The sequence below is a fragment of the Herbidospora mongoliensis genome, assembly GCF_001570545.1.
Taxonomy (GTDB): Bacteria; Actinomycetota; Actinomycetes; order Streptosporangiales; family Streptosporangiaceae; genus Herbidospora; species Herbidospora mongoliensis.
Map to the genome: position 1 here is coordinate 154,544 of NZ_BBXD01000025.1, position 17,121 is coordinate 171,664.

Here is a 17,121-nt window from a genome sequence, read left to right on the forward strand (position 1 = left end):
TGGAGCTCCCCCCGAAGTCCAGATAGGAGGATATTTCCCCAGATGAGACTAGGTCTAAAGCACCTTGATCTCGCCCATTACGGTATTGATGTCGCGATAGCTCTTCTTCTGGGTGTCCGGCACGGTGATGAGCACCAGCGCGGGCTTGCTGTCCGGGACGTCCACCAGCGCCATCGCGGCCGTCGACTTCCGCTTGTCGCCCTTGATCGTGTAGTTGACCTCGTAGCCGAGCACCCAGGCCGGACGGTCGTCGATCGTGGTGTAGTCGGCGGACGTCCATTTGATCGTGGCGCCGGCCGGGTGGTGGTTGAGCGTCCACCGGGCGGCCAGGAAGGCCGTGTCCTTCAGATCTTCCTGGACCTCGATCGGCACCGGGCAGGAGACCAGCATGCCCCGGTAGGCCGAGCCCTTGACCTTGGGCAACTCCTGGCGGGACGCGAACGGCGAGGCCGAGGCCAGGTCCCAGTCACCGGCGAAGCGAGGGAAGGACACACCCGACCGCTCGTCTTTGACCGAGCCGCGCGTCTTCGCGCTCTTGCCGGCGAACTTCCGCAGCTTCTCCTGCCCGTCGGGGAGCTCGGGGATCCGGGGGTCGTCCAGCGCGTCGGTCATCGCGGTCGAGACGGCGCTGACCGAGGGAGACGGCGAGGGAGACGGCGCGGCGCTCGTCGCAGCCGGAGTGGGCGAGGACAGCGTGGTCACCGGGTCGGTCTTGGGGGCGGGCGCGGCGGCCGCTGCCTCTCCGTCGTTGCGGGTGAGCACGACGGCGGCGGTCACCACACCTACGGCCGCGATCACGGTGACGACTGCGGCGGTCCGGTAGACGAGCCGCATCGGCAGGTCGCTCAGACCTTTGGTGGATGAAGGCTGCGGAGGATCCTGGACCGTGATCTTCGGTAACGGGCTGGTCTCCGCTTCCGCCGCGACGTACGAAGGAACCGCCTTCGTCCCATAGTCCCCTGACACGTCGGTGAGCGTACGGCAAAACACGGCAATTCGGGTGCGGTAGCCATCACACTTCGGGAACGAGGTTTGCGCCCCATAATGACGGGGTGCAGGTAGAGCTCCGTTTCGCCCCGGGATCGGCGATACATCACGATCTTTCCGCTGTCCGCCAAGACGGCCGGTGCCTCTGGGTGGCCGGAGACGAGTGGGCGGGGGTCGAACGCCTCACATGGCGTGACGGCGCCTTCCAAGATCATCACACCTTTCGGCTGGCCGATTTCGTGGACCTCCCGGCGGGCCCCGACGAGGAGGCCGACATCGAGGGGCTGGCCCGCGCGGACGGCTGGCTCTGGGCGGTCGGCTCCCACAGCCTGAAACGCAAACGCGTCAAGCCCGGCCAGCACGGCGACAAGGCCAGGAAGCGCCTGGCCACCGTGGTCAGAGAGGAGAACCGCTTCGTTCTCGTACGACTTCCTCTCGTCGACCGCGACGGCCTGCCCACCCCCGTCAGAAAGGACGGCCGCCGCCAGGCCGCGATCCTGAGCGGCCCCGGGCGCAACCTGTCCGACATGCTGGAACACGACCCCCACCTGGCCCCGTTCCTGCGCCTGCCCGGCAAGGACAACGGCTTCGACATCGAGGGCATAGCGGTCATCGGCGAGCGCGTCTTCGTCGGCCTGCGCGGCCCGGTGCTGCGCGGCTGGGCGGTCATCCTGGAGATCCACCCGGAACCCGACCCCCACGCCGACGACCGCCTGCGCTTCGCCCCGGTCGGCGACGCCCGCTACCGCACCCACTTCGTCGACCTCGACGGCCTGGGCATCCGCGACCTGTGCCCGATCGGCGACGAGATCCTCATCCTGGCCGGCCCGACCATGACCCACGACGGCCCGGTGAAGATCGTCCGCTGGACCCCGGGCAACGACTTCAGCGACCAGCCCGTCCACGTCGCCGACCTGCACACGGGCGTCAGAGACGACCGTCCGGAAGGCCTGACGCTGCTCAGCAACGGCCAGTTGATGATCGTCCACGACAGCCCGTCACCTCAGCGGCTGACCCCGGAGGGGGTCTGGGCGGACGTCCTGACGCTTTCCGGTTGACGTCGGCGAACGCCTGTCGATATGCAACAAAGGTCCGCATTGTCGCAATGATTACCGATTGAGAAATGTTCGGGCCTTATTAGTGATATTTGTCGGCGATATATTATCTTCCGGATAAATCCTTACACCTCTTGTCTCGTTCCAATTATCTGACTAGCCTGAATTTCGGATGTTGGTGTAAGGGGGTTTGAAGTGGGGTATCCGGACGCCGCAAACCGTATCCGTCAATCACGCATTCTCGGCCGCGAACTCGCCGCCGCGTTCACCCGCGGCGTGGAGCCGCAGGCGGTCGACGTGCAAATGGCGCTGCAGCGCGATGAGTTCTGCGTCGGCCATTCCGCCGCTCTCCTTCTGTACTACACGGACGCCGAAGCCGAGTATCTGAAAAAGTCCGGCGGCTATGTGATCGGCTCTTCGCCCGGTGGATTCGCGCTCGGCGCGATTTTCAGTGCGGCCAAATTCACCAGCAACGTCGTCGGCAATCAGGTACGCAAGTCGCGCGCGGCTCGCGAGGCCGCCCCCCAATGGCGACCGGTCGACCAGGGAACCATCTATCTGACGAACCGGCGGTTCGCCCTTCAGGGCCAGGCCCAATGGCATGATCTCTGGTTCGAGAACATCCGCATGTCCGACTGCGACGGACGCATCATCCGGCTCGAAATGGTCGGATCGCCCCCATTGGGGCTGGAGACCATCAACCCCGACTGGTGGTTCGTCATGTTCAACAAGCTGGCGTACGGCAAGGTCGTCATGCCACCGGATCCCGATCTGTTCGCCTGACAGGCTCAGGAATTGCGCAGCGGTCCCCGGCCCGCCGGGCGGTAGCTGCCCTCGGCCAGCCAGGGCGCGGTGGCGATCACCGTCACCGAGCCGGGCTCGATCTCGGTGAATCCGGCGTCGCGGACCGACGGCAGGTCGGCTGCGGCCAGTTTGGCCCAGTCGTGTGGGCTCGCGGTCCGGACCGACGTCGCGAGGCCGGTCTCCATCCACGCCGCCCGGTCGCGCGGGGAGGTCGCCCACCACGCCAGCTGGGCCGCGTGCCCGGCCTGGGCCATCGCCTTGCCCGCGCTCATCTCCAGGTGGGGGTTGACCCACAGCACGCACGGCGCTCCCGGGCTCCCCGGCGGCTCGGGATCCTCGAGGTCGGTGCCGGACACCTGGAGTTTCGACAGGTCCTTGGGCCAGCCGTCGAGCGGGATGGGCGGGTGGACGCGGACGAGAGCGGTTCCGGCGGACACCGTCTCACCGGGCAGCCCCAGCACCCGGATCCACTCCGACCCGCGCGCCCGCCGGACCACCTTCCGGACGCCGTGCTGTTCCCAGCCACGGACGGCCTCGGCCCATTCGCCCTCGCCGCCCGACCGGGGGTCGTTGACCATGCGCAGGACCGCCAGGGCGGCCGCCTCCAGCGCGTCGGTACGCCGAGGCGGGGTCGCCCGCTCGATCCGGACCACCATCGGCAGCACGTATTGGCTCACCGGCCAATACTGCCAGCCCCACGCGCGATCCGTATCGACATGATGGCGGCAAGCGCGCAAAGACCGCCCGAAACGTACCAGGCGAGGTCGTAGGTGCCGAGGTGGTCACGGGTCACCCCGGCCAGGGTCGCCGCGAAGGCCGCGCCGATCTGGTGGGAGGCGAAGACCCAGCCGAACACGATCGGGCCGTCGTCGCCGTAGATCTTGCGGCAGAGCGCGACCGTCGGCGGGACCGTGGCCACCCAGTCGAGGCCGTAGAAGACGATGAACACGATCATGCTGGGGTGCGCGGAGTCGCTGAACAGCTGCGGCAGGATCAGCAGCGACGCGCCCCGCAGGGCGTAATAGACGCCCAGCAGCACCCGCGCGTCGACGCGGTCGCTCAGCCAGCCGGAGAAGATCGTCCCGGCGATGTCGAAGATCCCGATGATGGCCAGCAACCCGGCCGCGACCGGTTCGGCCATGCCGTGGTCGTGGGCGGCCGGGATGAAGTGGGTGCCGACCAGGCCGTTGGTGGACGCGCCGCAGATGGCGAACCCGCCGGCCAGGTACCAGAACGACTTGGTCCTGGCGGCGTCCCGCAGTGCCCGGATCGCGCGCGTGGCCGGTCCGACCGTGGCGGGGGCGGCGGGTGGCAGGGGCTCGGTGGCGCCGTACGGGAGAAGACCGACGTCGGCCGGATGGTCGCGGATCAGGAACCAGACCAGCGGCACCACCGCCAGCGCGCAGGCCGCCACCACCAGCGAGGCGGCCCGCCAGCCGGTCGACTGGACGAGGAGCGCGAGGACCGGCAGGAAGATGAGCTGCCCGGTCGCGCCTCCGGCGGTCAGGATGCCGGTCACCAGGCCCCGGCTGCGCACGAACCACCGCTGAGTCAGCGTCGCCGCGAAGACCAGCGCCATCGACCCGGTGCCCAGCCCGACGAGCACGCCCCAGCACAGGACGAGCTGCCAGCTGGCCTCCATGAACACCGTCACGCCGCTGCCGACCGCGACCAGCGCGAGGGCGATGGTGACGACCCTGCGCATGCCGAACCGGTCCATCAGGGCGGCGGCGAAGGGCGCGGTCAGGCCGTACAACATGAGGTTGACCGAGACGGCGAAGCCGATCGTGCCCCGCGACCAGCCGAACTCCTCCTGCAGCGGTGTGATCAGGACCCCGGGTGTGGCCCGGAACCCGGCCGCGCCGATGATGGCGATCAGGGCGATGCCGCCCACGATCCAGGCCCGGTGCACACGCGCGGGCCGGGTCACCCCCCGAGTTATGGTCATGCCGGACATCCTGTCGACCAGGCCGGATACCCCGCCAGTGGCCCATAAGCCAATATGTGAAAGAATCCGGCCATGCCTCACCGTATGGCCATGCTGGTGTTCGACGACTTCGCGACCATGGATGTCGGCATCCCCGGCCAGTTCTTCCACACCGCGGAAGGCCCCGACCGGCGCAAGCTCTATGAAGTGCGGACCTGCACCCCCGACGGCGAGCCGGTCCGCGGGCCGGCCGGATACGCGATCATGCCCGACCACGACCTGTCCCTGCTGGAGTGGGCTGACACGGTGATCATCCCGGGCGTGCACGGCGGGCCGCCGTTCGAAGGGGTTCTTGATCATGAAGTCACCGAAGCCTTGAACACCTTCAAAGGCAGGATCGTGTCGATCTGCACCGGCGCCTTCGTGCTGGCCGCCGCCGGGCTGCTCGACGGCCGCCCGGCCGCCACCCACTGGCGCTACGCCGCCAAGTTCCGGCGGCTCTATCCGAACGTGCTGCTCAACCCCGACGTGCTGTTCGTCGACGACGGCGACATCCTCACCTCGGCGGGCGTCGCGGCCGGCACCGACCTGGCCCTGCACATCATCCGGTCGGACTTCGGCACCGAGGTCGCCAACCGGGTGGCCCGCCGCTGCGTGACCGCGCCGTTCCGGGAGGGCGGCCAGGCCCAGTTCATCGAACGCCCGCTGCCGCCCGCCCAGGGCGCGTCCACCGAGTCGACCCGCGCCTGGATGCTGTCCCGCCTCGACGAACCGCTCGACCTCAACGCGCTGGCCGCGCACGCCCGGATGAGCGTGCGGACCTTCACCCGGCGCTTCCGCGAGGAGACCGGCCTCTCCCCGGCCCGCTGGCTGAACCGGCAGCGCGTCGAGCACGCCCGCCAGCTGCTGGAGCAGACCGGGCTGCCGGTCGACGAGGTGGCCAGGCAGGCCGGGTTCGGCACGGCGGTGTCGCTGCGCCAGCACCTGCACGCGGCGGTCGGCGTCTCCCCCATCGCCTACCGGCAGACCTTCCGGCCTCAGGCCGCCCTGCGCAGGACCACGAGCGCGACGTCGTCTTCGTGATCGGAGCGCATCATCGCGCCGATCACCCGATCGCAGTAGGCCTCCAGGTCGTCGTCGACGACGGCCGACAGCTCCTGGAGCCGGGCCATGCCCTCTTGCAGGGTCAGGTCGCGCCGCTCCACCAGCCCGTCGGTGACCAGCACCAGCGCGTCACCCCGGCGCAGCGTGAACCGCGCCTCACCGGGCCGGTGCAGGCGGGCCCCGAGCAGCGGTCCGGGCATGCTCAGATATTCGGTACGTCCGCCCGAGACCAGCAGCGGCGGCAGGTGCCCCGCGTTGCACATCACGATCTCGCCGGTCGGCGGGGTGAGCAGCAGCAGCGCCACCGTGGCCAGCTCGCGCGGCAGGAAGCGCAGCATCAGGATGTTGACCTGCCGCAGGATCTCATCCAGCGGATGCCCCTCGCTGGCGTAGGCGCGCACGGCGTGCCGGATCTCGGCCATCACGGTCGCGGCGTGCAGCGAATGGCCCATCACGTCGCCGATCGCCACCAGGAGCTTGTCGCCGAGCTCGATGACCTCGTAGAAGTCGCCGCCGATCTCGGCCTTCGCGCTGGCCGGAACATAGCGGGCGGCCAGCTCGACGCCCTCCACGGTCGGCAGAGACCGGGGCAGCAGGGCCCGCTGGAGAGTCAGCGCGATCCGCCGCTCCTCGTCGATCGACTGAAGCGCCTCGACCGCCAGCGCCACCCCCATCGACAACTGCCGCAGCACGTTGGCGTCGTCGTCGCCGTGGGACAGCGCCGCCTCCACCAGCACCCCGACCGGGGGCCGCCCCTGCACCCGGGCCAGCCCGACCGTCACCTCTTTGCCGGTGACCGACGGCGCCAGCACCCGGGCCCATTCGGCCCCGGCGGTGGTGCGGATCGTCGGCCCGCGCGGCACCCCGCCGGGATCCATCAGCGGTACGTCCCCCGCGACCACCTTCTCGCGATCACAGGTGACGTAACGACTCCCCGACTCGGTCGGCGCGAACACGGTCGCGGGACCGCCGAACATCCGGGACGCCCCGTCGGCCGCCGCGCGCAGCAGCCCGTCGAGGTCACTCGCCATGTTGATCGCCAGCGTGGTGTCCGACAGCCCGGCCAGCCGCCCGGCGAGCCGTTCGGCCCGGCGCCGGGCCCGCGCGTACCGCAGGGTCGCGTTGACCGTCGCCAGCAGCACCTCGGGCTCGACCGGTTCGATCAGATAGGCGTCGGCGCCCCGTTCGAGGCCCTGCGTCCGGTCGCCCACCCCGACCGCCGAGGCGGTCAGATGGATCACCGGCACGGCCGCGCTGACCGGGTCGGCCTTGATCCGCTCGCAGACCTCGAAGCCGTCCATGTCGGGCATGCGCACGTCGAGCAGCACCAGGTCGGGCAGCTCCTCCTTGACCCGGATGAGCGCCTCGGCGCCGGTGGCGGCCTCGACGACCGTGTAGCCCGAGTGCTGGAGCCAGCTGGAGATGACATAGCGGTTGGCTCTGATGTCGTCGACGACGAGGATCCGTTCAGGCATCACGTTTTCCGATCTCGCCGACCGCGCGGAGCAGTTCCCCCCGGGTCAGGCGTGACTTGTCCAACGCCATCCCGTCGATCCCGGCCGTGTCGGCCGAGGTGACCACGATGAGGGGCGTGGCGGCGATCTCCGGGTCGGCGCGCAGCGCCCGGATGACCTCCTCGCCGGTCATGCCGGGCATGCGCAGGTCGAGCAGCAGCAGGTCGGGGCGCTCCCGCCGGACGGCCGCGAGGGCGGCGTAGCCGTCGGCGGCCTCCTCGATCTCCTCGGCGACACCGTGCAGGAGGCCGCGGATCATGGTCCGGAACGCGGGATCGTCGTCGGCGATGACCACCCGTCCCAGATGGATGCGGTCGAGGCGCGGGAGGCGTACCTCGAAGACCGTGCCCTCCCCCACCACGCTGCGCACCGACATCTCGCCGCCGAGGATGGCGACCAGGCTCCGGGCGTAGGGCAGGCCCAGCCCCGTGCCCGTCACAGACGCCTGTATAGGACCCCTGACCTGGTGGAACTCTTCGAAGATGCGCTCGATCTCGTCGGCGGGGATGCCGATGCCGGTGTCGGCCACCCGCAGCAGCACGTGGTCGCCGTCGGCGTGGGCACCGATCCTGACCTCGCCGCTCTCGGTGAACTTCAGGCCGTTGGTGAGCAGGTTGCGCAGCACGTGGGTGAGCATCCGCTCGTCGGTCTGCAGGATCTCCACGCCGTCGGGGTCGTCGACGACGAGCGCGACGCCCTCGCGGGCCATCGGCCGCAGCGTCTCCTCGGTCCGGCGCAGCAGGCCGCGCAGCGAGACGTCGACGACCTCGGGTTCGAGCCGTCCCGATTCGGCCTTGGCCAGGTCGAGCAGCTCGTTGACGAGGTTGAGCAGGTCGCGGCCCGACTCGCGGATCAGCTCGGCCTGGTGGCGCCTGTCGGCGTCGAGCGGCCCGCCGAGGTCCAGCATCATGCGGGCCAGGCCCAGGATCGAGCTGGCCGGGGCGCGCAGCTCGTGGCTGACGTTGGCCAGGAACCGGGTCTTGGCCTCGCTGGCCTCGCGCAACCGGGCCGACTTGTCGTCCAGCTCGGCGTAGAGGGCGACGACACCCTGGTTGGTGTGTTCGAGCTCCTCCGAGAGCTGGGTGTAGAGGGCCATCACGCCCCGGTTGGTCTCCTCCAGCTCGTCGCGCTGGGCCTGGACGTCTTCCAGGGCGGCCATCAGATCCTGGTTCTGGGCGCGCAGTTCGTCGAGCGGGCTCGTCTTGGCCAGCCCGGCAAGGTGGCCGCGCAGGTCGCGGAGCCACTCACCGGTGTAACGGCCGGGGGGCAACCCCTTGCTCAGGATGACGTCCTCCCCCTCGCGCGTGACCTCGTCGACCAGCCGGCCCGCCGCCGCGAAACCGGGCGCGTCAGGGCTGAGCGGCCCGTAGCCGCGGACCCGGACCCGCAGCGAACCATCGATGGAGAAGGCTATTCTCGCCCCTCCGGCCTGGTTGAGCACCTCCCGGCCGACCTCGCTGAGCGCGGTCGCCAGGCGCACCTGGTCCTGCTGCACCAACCCGGCCGCGTCGGCCACCACGCGGGCGCGCTGCCGCAGCGTGAACACGTCGCCCTCGCCCCGGACCTCCATCGACAGCAGCTCACTCGAGGTCATGACGGCATCCTGGCGACGAGCACCCCGGCGTCGTCACGGCGGACCCCGAGATCACGCAGGAGGGTTCCGGCGATCACCAGGGACCGGCGGGTGTAGAGGCCCGGGTAGTCGCCGAAGGTCCAGCGCTGCCGCAGGCCGTCGGTGTGCATGACGATCAGCGACCCGGGCGCGAGGGGGTAGTCGTACTGCCTGATGGCCGCCGCGCGGTGCCCGGCGATGCCCGGCAGGGAGATCAGCCCCCGGTGGTCGCCCCGGTCGACGACCGTGGCCGCGATGTTCCCCAGCCCGGCGAAGGTGAGGGTGCCGTCACCGGCCTGGGCGATGGCCAGGGCCAGGCCCCGGGTGTGCGAGACGTCGCCGTGGATGTACTTCACGAGCTGCGCGGGCGGCCCGGCGGGAGCGTCTTCGAAGGCCCGGATCGCCGCCTGCGCCGCCGAGGCGGCCAGCGGCCCGTGCCCGAGCCCGTCGCAGACCATCAGGGTGATCTTTCCTTCGTCGGTACGGGATGCGAACCCGTCGCCGCACTGGTCCTCACCCGGCATCGGCCGGGTGAGACCCGCGATGTCGAGGGGGTCGGGCTCCCCTATTCGTACCGCGAAGACCGTGCCGGAATCCGGCCGCGAGTGGACGTCGGACCAGTCGGAGAGGCGGGTGATGGCCCCCAGCCCGATGCCCAGGCCGCCCCTGGTCGACAGCCCTTCCACCGGCGGCGGCTCGAAGCCGGGACCGGAGTCGATGGCCACGATCTCGACGTACCCGATGCCCCGGCGGACGAAGATCCGCCCGCTGCCCGCATGACGCTGCACGTTGGCGGCCAGCTCGGACGCGACGATGGCGGCCTCGGCGATCCGCGGCTCCGGCAGTCCGGCCGCCCTGGCCCGGTCGACGACCGCGCGGCGGACCGCGCCGACCGCGCTCTCCTCGGTGACGTCGATCCAGACGTCGGTCAGCGGGCCCATTTGATCACCGTCACGGTGGTGCCGTCGCCCGTCGCCGTTTCGATCGTGAACTCGTCGACCAGCCGCCGGGACCCGCTCAGCCCGAGGCCCATGCCCGACCCGCTCGTGTAGCCGTCGGTCAACGCGAGCTTGAGGTCGGCGATCCCCGGCCCCTTGTCGCTGAAGACCGCCTTCACGCCCTTGCGCAGCCCGTTGAACACCTCTTCGATGACAGCGCTTCCGCCCCCGCCGTAGGTGAGGGTGTTACGGGCCAGCTCGCTGGCCGCGGTGACCAGTTTGGTCTGGTCGACCAATGAAAGTTTCGCCGCCACGGCAGCCGCCCGGACCGCCTGGCGGACCCGCACGACGTCGGCGTCACCGGCGATGGGAAGCTCTTGGGCGGTCATCGCCCGGAGCCGCCGCCCGAACTCAGCAGCCGCATTCCGCGCTCCACGTCGAGCGCCGTCTTGATCCCGTCGAGCGACAGCCCGAGCTCCACCAGGGTGATCGCGACCGCCGGGCGCATGCCCACGACCACCGTCTCGGCGTCGAGCACCCGCGACAGCGCCGCGACCGTGGCCAGCATCCGGCCGGTGAACGAGTCGACGATGTCGAGCGCGGTGATGTCGATCACCACACCGCGCGCGCCGGTGTCGACGATCCGTTCGGCCAGGTCCTCCTGGAGCGCGATGACCATGTCGTCACGAAGGTCCACCTGGATCGAGACCAGCAGCATCGGGCCGATCTTCAGGATCGGAAGACGCTCCATCACAGCCCGCGCTTGGTCATCTCGGCGGCGACGTCGACCCCGCTGCGGCCCAGGGCCAGCATCAGCGCGTCGGCCAGCGTGGCCTTGGTGGGGATGTCGCCGAACTCGATGCCGAGGGCGACGATCGTCTGCGCGATCTGCGGCCGGATGCCGGAGATGATGCACTGGGCGCCCATCAGCCGGGCCGCCACGATCGTCTTCAGCAGATGCTGCGCGACCTGCGTGTCGACCGCCGGGACACCGGTGATGTCGATGATCGCGTATTCGCTGCCGGTGTCGACCAGCGTCTGCAGCAGCTTCTCCATGACCACCTGGGCACGGGCCGAGTCGAGCGTGCCGACCAGCGGCAGCGCCACGACGCCGTGCCAGAGCTTGACCACCGGGGTGGCCAGTTCGAGCAGCTGCTCGGCCTGGTTGGAGATCACCTCTTCGCGCGCCTTCGCGTAGGTCTCAAAGGTGAACAGACCCAACTCGTCGATCACGTCGGAGAACGCCTGGAACTCGGGCCCCGCCCCCACGGACTCCCGCACGGCACGCTTCAGGGCGAAGACGCCGATCGCCGTCTCACGCGGGCTGAACCCCTGCAGGGCCCGTGACCGGGACAGCTCGACCAGCAACGCCCGAACCTCACCGAAGGCGGGCGACCGCGTGTCACTCCCCTGAGGGGAGCCAACGGCCGACAACACGGCGTCGAGAAGGTCACGCAGTTCCTTGTCGAGCTCGATCTCCGAGACCCGTCCACGCAACGACGCGGCCACGTCCGTCCGCCACTGGCGTACGAGTTCGTCCTCCGCCGCCCGGCAACGCTCAATCAGGTCACCGAAGGATTCCGAGGTCATTCGCCCTCCAAGTCGTACCGGATTCGCAGTATTCGCGACCCCCACCCTAGAGAAGTCCCCGGGACCGCGACATGTTTCTGGATAGAGGCTCTCCTGTGGTAGGTGTTATGCCGTTACGAACAGAGGGAGATCATGGACAACCTCCGGGTTCACGTGGCCCCGTCCGAGGCCTACGCCGTGATCACCGTGGCCGGAGACGTCGACGCCACCACCACCGCGCAGTTGCACGAGGCGGTCATCCGGGCCCGGGAGATCTCGGCCCACCTGGTATTCGACCTGGCCGAGATGACCTTCATGGACAGCGCGGGCATCCGGGTGCTCCTCGACGCCCTTCACCATACGCAGACCGAAGGCGGCAGCATCGCCCTGAGCGGCCCCCGCCCGTCTCCGCGCAAGGTGATGGAGCTCGTGGGCCTGGCGGATCACATTCCTATCTACGACTCGCCCGCTGAGGCTGTCGCCGGCGGGCCGGCCTGAGCTTCGCGTCCTGCTCTTCACGGGCCTTACGCCGCCGCCTGTTGATGAACCAGCCCGCTCCCAGCAGGGCCATGCCCCACGGGGTTTTCGACAGCCACCGGGTGACGAACACCTGCATTATTCGCTTCATGCGGATTGTCCCTGCCCTGAATATTCGCAGGTAGGCCAGGGAGAAGGGTTTCGTCACCCGACAGTCGACCGGATCGCCCGCCCACCCGAGGGTTGCGGCCGACGGTAGATCTTCACCGGATTCCGACGGCGAGCGAGTCGGTTCCCACGTGGAATGCCCTTCGGTACGCCGAAGGCGAGGTCTTCATCGCCCGGGTGAAGTGGTGGCGGAAGGTCACCGGGCTGTCGAAGCCGCAGACGGTCGCGATCTCCTCGACCGGGGCCGTGGTGCCCTCCAGGAGGGGGAGGCTGGCGGCGACGCGCTGGGCGATGACCCATTTGAGCGGGCTGGTTCCGGATTTGCGGGCGAAGTGGCGCAGGAACGAGCGCTCCGACATGGCGGCCTGGCGGGCCATCTCGCGGACGGTGATCGGCGTGGCCAGTCTCGTCAGGGCCCACTCCATGGCCTGGCCGACGGCGTCCTCCTCGGTCGGGGTGACCGGGGTTTCGATGAACTGGGCCTGACCGCCCTCGCGGTGGGGAGCGATGACGAGCCGGCGCGCGACGGCGTTGGCGATCGTGGGGCCGCGGTCGGTTCTGACCAGGTGCAGGAGCAGATCGAGCCCTGCCGCACTGCCGGCGCTGGTCAGGACGTCGCCGTGGTCGACGTAGAGGACGCCAGGCGTGACGGTCACCGCCGGGAAGCGGGCTGCGAGCAGAGGGGCGTACCGCCAATGGGTGGTGGCGGTCCGGCCGTCGAGAAGCCCGGCGGCGGCCAGGGCGAAGGCGCCGGAGCAGATCGAGACGATCCGCGCTCCGTTCCGGTGGGCGCCTGCGATGGCCGCCGCGAGCGCCGGGGCGATGGGCCGGCGGACGTCGCGGACGCCGGGGATGACGATCGTGTCGGCCTTCTCGAAGGCGTCCAGGCCGTGGGACGGGGTCATCGTGAAACCACCGACCACGTCGAGCGGGCCGGGGATCTCGGCACAGACGGTGAGGTCGTACCACTCGACGCCGTCGGGTCTCGCGACGCGGAAGATCTCGACGACGCAGCCGAGTTCGAACGGGGCCATGCCGTCGAAAGCCAGGACGGCGACGCGATGGGGCATGGCGGAATCTTAGCGGAAGAGGGCGTTTCCGCCACTGCTGCCGGATGGCGGACCTGGGTCACCCTTGGGGCATGTCAGCGATTCTGCGTACCCCCGCCGCCTCCCCCGCCGTCGCATTCGCCCACTTCACCGCCCGGCTGGCCGTCGAGACCGACGTGTCCGACGTCGCCCGCGACCTCGCCGACGGCGTTCCCGGCATCGTCGTCGTCGATGTGCGGAACCGGGACAGCTGGGACCAGGGGCATGTTCCTGGTGCCGTACACATCCCTGTCAGTGAGATCCCCACCACCACGCTGCCGCTCGATCAGACCGTCGTCGTCTACTGCTGGGGCCCCGGATGTAACGGGGCCTATCAGGGCGGAGCGGCGTTCGCGCGGCTCGGGTATCGAGTGAAGGAGATGATCGGCGGGTTCGAGTACTGGGCCCGCGAGGGTTTCGAGATCGAGCTTGTCGACGGGACGGTCGAGCGCCGGGGGGTGGACGTGCTGACGGCCCCACAGGCCTTGTGATCATTTCATGCGTGGGCCGTCGCTCAGCGGAGGTTGCCGAGAGTCCAGTGCGGCACGTAGGGGCGATCTTGACGCGGGTGGACGTCGTCGGTGGGGCGGGCGCGGAAGATGGTCGCGGCCAGCGCCAGGCGGGTTCTGATGGTGGTCATGGCTGGATTCCCGGAGTCTTGTGGGGACGGGTTTGAAACGGCCGCAGGTGCTCGCGCCGGCCGGGTAGGTCGCGTGGGGCTTGATGGTGTTCGTCACTGAATGTCCTTTGTCGGGGCAGGCTGCTGTGGGCTTCGGCTCTGTTGGAGCCCTGCGGGGCCGGTGGAGTATGAGTGCCATACCGGCCCCGCAGGGAGACTTCAGGCCGGCCGACGGCTTGGGTGGAGGCCACCGCCTGGTCGCGTTCCCCGACGACGGGCGGTCGCCGCCGGCAAGATGGCGATCTTCATCGTGTCCCTCTCCCCGTGCGGTTTCCTGCCTGCCGGGCAGGTCACCGCCGGGCACAGTCACAGCATGGGCGCCGACACTTGGGATGGAGATGGTCGCGACTTGACGACGACTAGGAGCCCCCGGCAGGCGCGCTCACCGTCACGGGCACCCCCCTCAGTCCGATAGACTTCTCTCACACCTTCGGGGCTATAGCGCAGCTGGTAGCGCACCTCCATGGCATGGAGGGGGTCTGGGGTTCGAATCCCCATAGCTCCACGGGTAATGGGATGGCTCGTGGTTGTTGGCCCTTCGGGACCAACTGCCACGGGCCATCCCCTTTTGCGTACACGGGGGGACGACCCCCCGAGCCCCCCGATGCGAGAGGGCTTCGCCCCCTCGCGCTCCCCCTGGCCGCTGTTGCGGCCCGACGTCGCGTTCGCTCCGGGTCGCTGCGCTCCTGGCGATGGGCTCCGCCCCTCGCGCTCTCTGGTGAGGCCTCGCTGTCGCTCGGATAGATCTCGCTTCGCTCGACCGTTGATGGGGCTTCGCCCCACACCTCCGATGCGGGGCTGACGTGGTTGAACGATTAGCGGGTTCGAGCAAGACGTGCGGCTCCTGAAGCACAGACGGACAGAGTATTTGAATTGGGGCAAAGTAGTAGATAAGCCATGCCCCGAAATGCATTTCGGACCTATCGCTTCCCTGGATCGTTACCTTCGATATCAGATGGGCGTGTCACGTAGACGATTCCCTATGCCAGCATTGGCGGCGAATCCACCGGACCGCCTAGCGCAGGAGCGAACGGTGACCAGTGACGAGCGTGACTCCCTCGATGGGCTTGGTTCGATCGCCCAAAAGCTCAATGAAATGCTGGACGCACTCCCGGGGCCGGTGAAGAACGCCGCCAAGAAGGAGATCAGGGAACTGGTCAGCCTTGTCGGTGACCGGAGACGGCCGAGAGTCATGGTGATCGGTCGGCGAGGCGCGGGAAAATCCTCGCTGATCAACGCTCTGTGCGGTGCGCCGATGAGGCCGGTCGGCGCGGTAAGTCCCCAAACCGGAGAAGCGACCTGGGAGACGCTGGGGTTCGGTAACCGGCAGATCGAGATCTTGGATACGCGAGGAGCGCAGGAAGCATCGAAACCCGTCGAGACCGACGCGGCGGACTCGGCCTTCGATTCCATTCGGTTGGCTCTCTCGAAAAAATGCCCGGACGTCATCCTCTTCCTGGCCAAAGCGAAAGAAGTCGGCGCGGCCGTCGACGCGGACCTCGGTTTCCTCGATGAGATTCATCGTCTGGTCGTGAGCATGGGCGACGTCGACGAGGTCAAGATCGTCCCAGTGGTCACGCAGTGCGATGAACTCGACCCCAGCGACCTGGATTTCTCCGATCCCGACAAGATGAAGCACGTCCAAGAGGCGTGTGCTGTTCTGGACCGCCACCTTAGATCCCGGCCCTACGTCCAACCTCATCTCGCTTCGTCGGCCCTGCCCACTTCGGCGAAGATGTTCTTTCACGACGAACAGATCAACCCCCGCAGAGACTATCGGTGGAACATCGACAAGCTCTCCGAGATCATCATGGATGTCATCCCGAATGAGACCCGATTGGAGTATGTTCGAGTCGCCCAATTCCAGAAAATCCAGACCAAGCTTGCCAGAAAAATCGTGACAGTCCATGCGGGGATCTGCGGGGCAGTCGGATCGACCCCCATACCATTAGCCGATCTTCCGATCATCACCGGCTTCCAACTGAGCATGGTCATGGCTATCGCCTATATCTCCGGTCGGGAGATATCCCGGAAGACGGCAAGTGAGTTCTTGGTCGCCATGGGGGTGAACGTGGGCGTCGGAGCGATCTTCCGTGAGTCAGCCAGGGCCCTGGCGAAGCTGATTCCAGCGGCTGGAAATGTTGTCTCCGGGTTCGTCGCCGCAACTGGCACGAAAGCTGTTGGCGAGGCCGCGATCCTCTACTTCATCAACCAGAGCTCGGGCGGAGACGTCAAGCGACAACTCCAGGCGAAACTCAAAGAGATCATATAGCAGTACCGGCGACTTCTGTGAATGGAATTGGGCTGCTGTCACGCGCTCTTCCGGCCGACTCAATCGGGTTATTCACCGGATGGCAGTGGCCGCACGCTGCACAGGTCATCGAACACAGGTGGCCTGCAATACGAGTACGGCATGGGTATCTACGCGACTCGGCGGTATGGCGCGATCGGGCAGTGATGGTACACGCTCGTACGGGACACCAGAATAGCTATCAGGATTCCCCATACAGCTTTCACGACGTCGAACCATAACCACTAGAGAGCCTTAATGGCTGAGGTTATGAGAGGTGGGGGTCCAGGCCGGTCTTGGCGATGAACCCGCTGAGGATGCGGCGGCGGTATTGCATGCGTTTGAGCCGGCTCTTCACCAGCGCGAGGAGTTGGTCCTGGTTGCGGGTGGCCAGGTTGGCCAGGGATTTCTTCATGTGGGCCCAGACCGCTTCGACGGGGTTGAACTCCGGCGCGTAGGCGGGCAGGTAGAAGACCGTCAGCCACGGGCGGGCCGCGATCAGCTCGCGCATCCGTGCTGAGTGGTGGGTGTTGAGGTTGTCCCACACCACCACCAGTGGCGCGCCGAGTTGTTGATGCGCCGCGTCGAACAGGGCCGCGTAGTCGGCGGCTGCGAACCCTTTCGGCTCCCCTTTGCGTCCGCGATAGGGGCGGGTGCGGTAGATCAGCCTGGCTCCAGCGGCCGGGTCAGCCGGTTTGACCGCAACCAGCGCGGCGATGGAGATCCGGCCGCCGCCTTTGGCGGTCACCGCCACCACCGGGGTGATCCCGCGTCGTCCCCAGGTCCGGCCCTTGGGTGATCTCAAGGTCTGGGCCGCCTCGTCTTCGAAGCAGAGCCAGGCCCCCAACCGGGTCGCGGTCCTTTTATGATCGGCCACTGCTCGTCCTTCCAGGCGGCAATGGCCTGTTC

The 17,121-nt window shown here is 68.3% G+C and carries 19 protein-coding genes and 1 tRNA gene; 7 read left to right on the top strand and 13 right to left on the bottom strand.

Features of this window, described 5'->3' with window-relative positions:
- Window positions 1–54: 54 nt before the first annotated feature.
- Entirely contained in the window at window positions 55–966 is a 912-nt protein-coding gene (locus tag AW272_RS36040; protein WP_157519110.1) for a hypothetical protein, read from the bottom strand.
- 86 nt (window positions 967–1,052) lie between these two features.
- Between AW272_RS36040 and AW272_RS36045 the strand changes: the two genes are divergently transcribed.
- The gene (locus AW272_RS36045; RefSeq protein WP_066374579.1) at window positions 1,053–2,045 is read left to right on the top strand and encodes a DUF3616 domain-containing protein; all 993 of its coding nucleotides are present in this window, start codon (window positions 1,053–1,055) and stop codon (window positions 2,043–2,045) included.
- Between the two features lie 192 nt (window positions 2,046–2,237).
- Window positions 2,238–2,825, top strand: coding sequence for a hypothetical protein (locus AW272_RS36050; RefSeq protein WP_066374580.1), 588 nt, complete (start codon window positions 2,238–2,240; stop codon window positions 2,823–2,825).
- Window positions 2,826–2,830: 5 nt separating this feature from the next.
- Here AW272_RS36050 and AW272_RS36055 read toward each other — a convergent pair whose 3' ends face one another.
- Window positions 2,831–3,523 carry an aminoacyl-tRNA hydrolase gene (locus tag AW272_RS36055; protein ID WP_066374581.1) on the bottom strand — a complete coding sequence of 231 codons (693 nt, stop codon included), beginning with the start codon at window positions 3,521–3,523 and terminating at the stop codon, window positions 2,831–2,833.
- A complete protein-coding gene (locus AW272_RS36060) occupies window positions 3,520–4,794 on the bottom strand; it encodes an MFS transporter (RefSeq protein WP_218011168.1) in 1,275 nt (424 codons plus the stop codon). The genes AW272_RS36055 and AW272_RS36060 overlap by 4 nt, the downstream gene beginning before the upstream one ends.
- A gap of 72 nt (window positions 4,795–4,866) precedes the next feature.
- Here AW272_RS36060 and AW272_RS36065 point away from each other — a divergent pair, with 72 nt between their 5' ends.
- On the top strand, window positions 4,867–5,856 hold the full coding sequence (locus AW272_RS36065; protein ID WP_066374583.1) for a GlxA family transcriptional regulator: 990 nt from the start codon (window positions 4,867–4,869) through the stop codon (window positions 5,854–5,856).
- On the opposite strand, the gene AW272_RS36070 is transcribed toward AW272_RS36065, so the two are convergent.
- From AW272_RS36070 to AW272_RS36095, 6 genes are read right to left on the bottom strand one after another with little or no spacing between them, the layout of a single operon-like run.
- Entirely contained in the window at window positions 5,811–7,352 is a 1,542-nt protein-coding gene (locus AW272_RS36070) for a fused response regulator/phosphatase (RefSeq protein ID WP_066374584.1), read from the bottom strand. The genes AW272_RS36065 and AW272_RS36070 overlap by 46 nt on opposite strands.
- Window positions 7,345–8,985: an ATP-binding protein gene (locus AW272_RS36075; RefSeq protein ID WP_066374589.1), complete on the bottom strand. Its 1,641-nt coding sequence runs from the start codon at window positions 8,983–8,985 to the stop codon at window positions 7,345–7,347. Before AW272_RS36075 ends, AW272_RS36070 begins: the two co-directional genes overlap by 8 nt.
- The gene (locus AW272_RS36080; protein ID WP_066374591.1) at window positions 8,982–9,944 is read right to left on the bottom strand and encodes an ATP-binding protein; all 963 of its coding nucleotides are present in this window, start codon (window positions 9,942–9,944) and stop codon (window positions 8,982–8,984) included. Before AW272_RS36080 ends, AW272_RS36075 begins: the two co-directional genes overlap by 4 nt.
- Window positions 9,932–10,330: an ATP-binding protein gene (locus tag AW272_RS36085; protein ID WP_066374592.1), complete on the bottom strand. Its 399-nt coding sequence runs from the start codon at window positions 10,328–10,330 to the stop codon at window positions 9,932–9,934. Before AW272_RS36085 ends, AW272_RS36080 begins: the two co-directional genes overlap by 13 nt.
- On the bottom strand, window positions 10,327–10,692 hold the full coding sequence (locus AW272_RS36090; RefSeq protein ID WP_066374593.1) for an STAS domain-containing protein: 366 nt from the start codon (window positions 10,690–10,692) through the stop codon (window positions 10,327–10,329). The genes AW272_RS36085 and AW272_RS36090 overlap by 4 nt, the downstream gene beginning before the upstream one ends.
- Entirely contained in the window at window positions 10,692–11,531 is an 840-nt protein-coding gene (locus AW272_RS36095) for an STAS domain-containing protein (protein ID WP_066374594.1), read from the bottom strand. Before AW272_RS36095 ends, AW272_RS36090 begins: the two co-directional genes overlap by 1 nt.
- Before the next feature lie 132 nt (window positions 11,532–11,663).
- On the opposite strand from AW272_RS36095, the gene AW272_RS36100 reads away from it, so the two are divergent.
- Window positions 11,664–12,008 (top strand): STAS domain-containing protein, encoded by a 345-nt coding sequence (locus AW272_RS36100; protein ID WP_066374597.1) that lies wholly within the window; start codon window positions 11,664–11,666, stop codon window positions 12,006–12,008.
- Here AW272_RS36100 and AW272_RS46150 read toward each other — a convergent pair.
- Window positions 11,962–12,138 carry a DUF6203 family protein gene (locus tag AW272_RS46150; protein ID WP_369408812.1) on the bottom strand — a complete coding sequence of 59 codons (177 nt, stop codon included), beginning with the start codon at window positions 12,136–12,138 and terminating at the stop codon, window positions 11,962–11,964. The genes AW272_RS36100 and AW272_RS46150 overlap by 47 nt on opposite strands.
- Before the next feature lie 112 nt (window positions 12,139–12,250).
- Complete coding sequence (locus AW272_RS36105; RefSeq protein ID WP_066374598.1) at window positions 12,251–13,225, bottom strand: helix-turn-helix domain-containing protein; 975 nt, start codon at window positions 13,223–13,225, stop codon at window positions 12,251–12,253.
- A gap of 71 nt (window positions 13,226–13,296) precedes the next feature.
- Between AW272_RS36105 and AW272_RS36110 the strand changes: the two genes are divergently transcribed.
- Window positions 13,297–13,734, top strand: coding sequence for a rhodanese-like domain-containing protein (locus AW272_RS36110; protein WP_066374634.1), 438 nt, complete (start codon window positions 13,297–13,299; stop codon window positions 13,732–13,734).
- A 23-nt stretch (window positions 13,735–13,757) separates the two neighbouring features.
- On the opposite strand, the gene AW272_RS45805 is transcribed toward AW272_RS36110, so the two are convergent.
- The gene (locus AW272_RS45805) at window positions 13,758–13,883 is read right to left on the bottom strand and encodes a hypothetical protein (protein ID WP_275527340.1); all 126 of its coding nucleotides are present in this window, start codon (window positions 13,881–13,883) and stop codon (window positions 13,758–13,760) included.
- 471 nt (window positions 13,884–14,354) lie between these two features.
- On the opposite strand from AW272_RS45805, the gene AW272_RS36115 reads away from it, so the two are divergent.
- Together AW272_RS36115 and AW272_RS36120 are read left to right on the top strand one after the other, a co-directional pair.
- Window positions 14,355–14,427, top strand: a tRNA-Ala gene (locus tag AW272_RS36115).
- A 528-nt stretch (window positions 14,428–14,955) separates the two neighbouring features.
- On the top strand, window positions 14,956–16,194 hold the full coding sequence (locus tag AW272_RS36120) for a GTPase family protein (RefSeq protein ID WP_169807695.1): 1,239 nt from the start codon (window positions 14,956–14,958) through the stop codon (window positions 16,192–16,194).
- 286 nt (window positions 16,195–16,480) lie between these two features.
- On the opposite strand, the gene AW272_RS36125 is transcribed toward AW272_RS36120, so the two are convergent.
- Window positions 16,481–17,121: transposase (locus tag AW272_RS36125; RefSeq protein ID WP_369408814.1), on the bottom strand; the 641-nt coding region annotated here is incomplete at its 5' end.

What these genes read in the sequence shown, in the direction of transcription:
- AW272_RS36060 (WP_218011168.1), bottom strand. Translation starts at nt 4,794, where the DNA reads ATGACCATAACTCGGGGGGTGACCCGGCCCGCGCGTGTGCACCGGGCC.
- AW272_RS46150 (WP_369408812.1), bottom strand. Translation starts at nt 12,138, where the DNA reads ATGAAGCGAATAATGCAGGTGTTCGTCACCCGGTGGCTGTCGAAAACC.
- AW272_RS36100 (WP_066374597.1), top strand. Translation starts at nt 11,664, where the DNA reads ATGGACAACCTCCGGGTTCACGTGGCCCCGTCCGAGGCCTACGCCGTG.
- AW272_RS36075 (WP_066374589.1), bottom strand. Translation starts at nt 8,985, where the DNA reads ATGACCTCGAGTGAGCTGCTGTCGATGGAGGTCCGGGGCGAGGGCGAC.
- AW272_RS36080 (WP_066374591.1), bottom strand. Translation starts at nt 9,944, where the DNA reads ATGGGCCCGCTGACCGACGTCTGGATCGACGTCACCGAGGAGAGCGCG.
- AW272_RS36085 (WP_066374592.1), bottom strand. Translation starts at nt 10,330, where the DNA reads ATGACCGCCCAAGAGCTTCCCATCGCCGGTGACGCCGACGTCGTGCGG.
- AW272_RS36110 (WP_066374634.1), top strand. Translation starts at nt 13,297, where the DNA reads ATGTCAGCGATTCTGCGTACCCCCGCCGCCTCCCCCGCCGTCGCATTC.
- AW272_RS36105 (WP_066374598.1), bottom strand. Translation starts at nt 13,225, where the DNA reads ATGCCCCATCGCGTCGCCGTCCTGGCTTTCGACGGCATGGCCCCGTTC.
- AW272_RS36065 (WP_066374583.1), top strand. Translation starts at nt 4,867, where the DNA reads ATGCCTCACCGTATGGCCATGCTGGTGTTCGACGACTTCGCGACCATG.
- AW272_RS36070 (WP_066374584.1), bottom strand. Translation starts at nt 7,352, where the DNA reads ATGCCTGAACGGATCCTCGTCGTCGACGACATCAGAGCCAACCGCTAT.
- AW272_RS45805 (WP_275527340.1), bottom strand. Translation starts at nt 13,883, where the DNA reads ATGACCACCATCAGAACCCGCCTGGCGCTGGCCGCGACCATCTTCCGC.
- AW272_RS36090 (WP_066374593.1), bottom strand. Translation starts at nt 10,692, where the DNA reads ATGGAGCGTCTTCCGATCCTGAAGATCGGCCCGATGCTGCTGGTCTCG.
- AW272_RS36095 (WP_066374594.1), bottom strand. Translation starts at nt 11,531, where the DNA reads ATGACCTCGGAATCCTTCGGTGACCTGATTGAGCGTTGCCGGGCGGCG.